Raw genomic sequence first — 3,292 nt, 5'->3', positions numbered from 1 at the left:
GACAAGGACAGCGGCGTACAGGTACCTGCGCGCGCAACGACCAGAATGGACGGACAAAGACCATGACCAAACCGATCAAGGACCGCTTGTCGCCCGAGGCGCCTCGCCGCGCGTCCCGCTCTTTCCTGCTGGTCGCGCTGGTGGGCGCGCTGGCCGCCTGCGAGCCGCATCCCGCCGGGCAGCAGCAGGTCGCCCGCGCGGCGCCCGTGCCGCAGAAGATCAAGGCCAGCGCCGGGCCGATCAGCCTTGCCTCCTTTGCCAAGATCCTCTCGGCCGCGGACGAGGCGATCCTTGCGCAGGGGCTCGAGGTCCAGATCGCCGAGCAGACCGCCCTCGCCGCGACCGGCGCCTTCGAGCCCGAGTTCTACGCCACGCTCGACCGCAGCGGCCAGACCGCCCAGACCTCGGCCTCCGAGTTCCTGTCGCAGGGGGGCGGGACGGGCTCCTCGGGCGAGCCGCTGCCCTATGAAGAGCTTGAGGTCGAGGGCCGCGTCGGCATCGAATTCCTCGACCGGACGGGGATTTCCGTCGATCTCTTCTACGAAATGTCCTCGGTGCGAAACTCGCTTCAGGCGACTGCCAACCGCCCGACGCCGGAATATTTCGGCGCCGCCGGGCTCGAGGTCCGCGCGCCGCTGCTGCGCAACGCGGGCAGGGCGGTCAACACCTCGAATGAGGTGGTGGCGAGCATCGAGACAAAGATCGCGCGCGAGACGGTCCGGCTGGTGACCTCGCAGCGGCTCTTCGACGGAATCTCGACCTATCTGATGGTGCAGCGCGCGCGGGCACAGCTCGACTCGCGCCGCCGGGTCGCGGCCCTTGCGCGGCGGCTCCAGACCGAGATGAGCTCACAGGTCGATCAGGGGCTGCGCAGTCAGACAGAGCTGATCGAAGCCACGGCCCAACGGGTCCAGCGTGAGAGCGCCGTGACGCTCGCCGAACGGGAACTGGCCGAACGGATCGGCGCGTTCCAGATCTATTTCAGCGGTGTGGACGGCGGCAGCGGGCGCTGGCAGCCGACCGACAGCCTCGCCCCCGTGCCCGCGCGCTACGTCGCCCGGTCAAGCTACGGCTCGCTCGATCAGGCCTTTGCCCGCCGCCCCGAGGCGCGGATCAACGCGCTGCGGCTGGAACGCGAGGAGGTGCTGCGGCTGGTGGCGGAAAACCGCACCCTGCCCCAGGCCGATCTCGTCTTCGATTACCGCAAGACCCAGCTTGACGACGACTACGTCCCCTTCCGCGACATCTACTCCCGCTCCAACCCCTACGAGACCTGGCGCGTGGGCTTCGAATACCGCCGCGGGATTTATGGCGACCGCGCGGCGCAGGCCGAGCTCAAGGCCGCCGAGCTGCGTGAAGCGCAGGCCGAGCTCGCAATGAGCGCCTTCCGGCAGCGGGTTGCGAGCGAGCTCAACGGGATCTCCTCGATCCTGTCGCGCGCCCGCGAAAGCCTCGCCCAGCAGGAGCGCATGATCCACGCGCAGCGCCAGCTTCTGGACGCCGAGCGCACCGCCGCGGAGAACGGGCAATCCTCGCAGGTCGAGGTCATCAGCCGCCAGATCAACCTCGCGCTCGCGCAGGAGCAGCGCGCCGACACGATCGTCCAGCTCAACCTCGCGACCTTCCTCGCAAGCCAGGTGGACGGGACGCTGCTCGAACGGTTCGGCCTTGCGAACTAGGGCGGCTGCGCTCGCGGCGCTGAGCCTCGGGATCGCCGGGGCCGTCTCGGCGCAACAGGACTACGGGCGCGTCGGGCTGGAAAGCCTCGGCTCCAGTTTTCGCGGCATCGTGGAGTGCAACGCGGCGCTCGATCTGGCCTTCGCCACCGGCGGGATCGTCGCCGAGATCCCGGTCGCCGAGGGCGAGACGGTGGACGCGGGCACGGTGCTCATCCGGCTCGACCAGCGCATCGAGGAGATCGAGACCGAACGCCGGCGCGCGCTCTGGGAGGACATGTCCGAAGCGGCCTCGGTCGAGAGCCAGATCCTGCTCGCCGAAGAGCAGGTCGCCGCCGCCGAACGCATCTTCGAACAATCCCGCGGGATCAGCCTTGAGGAGTTGCAGAACCGGCGGTTGACCTTGGAGCTCTTGCTGGCCAAACGCACCCAGCTCGCCAACGCCAAGATCATCCAGGAGCTCGACTATCAGACCGCCCGCGCGGCGCTCGCCCGCCGGACGCTCGCCGCCCCCGCCCCGGGGACCGTGGCCGAGATCCTCCGCGATCCGGGCGAAAGCGTGCAGGCGAGCGACACGGTCCTGCGCCTCTGCGATACCTCGCGCCTCTTTGCGACGATCAACCTGCCCGCCCGCCGCGCCACCCGGCTGCACGAGGGCGAGACCCTCACCCTCGACACCGAAGACCGCGGCCGGATCAGCGCGCGCGTGGCCTTCCTCTCCCCGGTCATCGACCCCGCCAGCGGGCTCCAGCGCGTGCGGCTCGAACTGCTCTCCCCGCCTGCGGGGCTCAAGCCCGGCGCGACCCTCGCGCTGGAGCTCGACACCGAGTAGCGCGCCATGGCCCGGCGCACCTTTCACGACCAGTGGTACCGGATCGCGGGGCTCCGCGTGAGCCTGCGCCCCGGCACACAGGTCCAGCACCAGCACTATCGCGGCGAGCCCTGGGTCGTGCTCCATGACCCGACCCACGCGGGATATTTTCGCGCCCGGCCTGCGGTCTATGCCCATATCGCCGCCCTCGCCCGCGAGCTGACTCTCGGGGAAATCTGGGAGCAACTCACCCGCAGCGCCCCCAAAAAGGCGCCCGGACAGGAGGATTTCTTCCTGCTGATCCGCGATCTCTACAAGGCCAACCTGCTGACCGTCGAAGGCAGCGTGAACGAGATGCGTATCCTCAACCGCGCGGTCGACAAGAAACGCAAACCTTTCGTCGGCAAGGTCTCCGAGCTGCTCTTCTTTCGCGTGCCGCTGTGGGATCCGCAAAACTTCCTCACCCGCCACAGCCGGGCGATCCACGCGCTCTACTCCGCGCCGGCGGTGCTCGCCGTCCTTGCGCTCCTGCTCTGGGCCGGGATCACCTTCGTGCTCAATTCCGACCGGGCGCTGGCGCAATCGGGCTCGATCCTGCAGCTGTCGAACCTCATCCCGCTCTACCTCACGATCTTCTTCACCCACGTGCTGCACGAGATGTCCCACGCCGCGCTCACCCACCGCTATGGCGGGCCGGTGCGGACCATGGGCGTCATGCTGCTGCTCTTCACGCCCCTGCCCTATGCCGATCTCTCCTCGGCCTGGACCTTCCGCAACAAGTGGCGGCGCGCGGCTGTCGGGGCGG

At 69.0% G+C, this 3,292-nt stretch carries 2 protein-coding genes and 1 pseudogene; all 3 read left to right on the top strand.

Translation table 11 applies throughout. The features are described from left to right. The first annotated feature begins 62 nt into the window (after window positions 1-62). Entirely contained in the window at window positions 63-1,679 is a 1,617-nt protein-coding gene (locus tag BM353_RS13150; RefSeq protein ID WP_092081642.1) for a TolC family protein, read from the top strand. Beyond that, window positions 1,669-2,508, top strand: coding sequence for an efflux RND transporter periplasmic adaptor subunit (locus tag BM353_RS13145; RefSeq protein ID WP_092081640.1), 840 nt, complete (start codon window positions 1,669-1,671; stop codon window positions 2,506-2,508). Before BM353_RS13150 ends, BM353_RS13145 begins: the two co-directional genes overlap by 11 nt. A 6-nt stretch (window positions 2,509-2,514) precedes the next feature. Next, window positions 2,515-3,292 (top strand): annotated as a pseudogene (locus tag BM353_RS13140) (hypothetical protein); the annotation flags it as partial.

Origin of the sequence: Poseidonocella sedimentorum (assembly GCF_900116005.1) — a bacterium.
Lineage (GTDB): Bacteria > Pseudomonadota > Alphaproteobacteria > Rhodobacterales > Rhodobacteraceae > Poseidonocella > Poseidonocella sedimentorum.
Note: the sequence above shows the minus strand (reverse complement) of the source record. Positions and strands in the feature narration are given on the sequence as shown.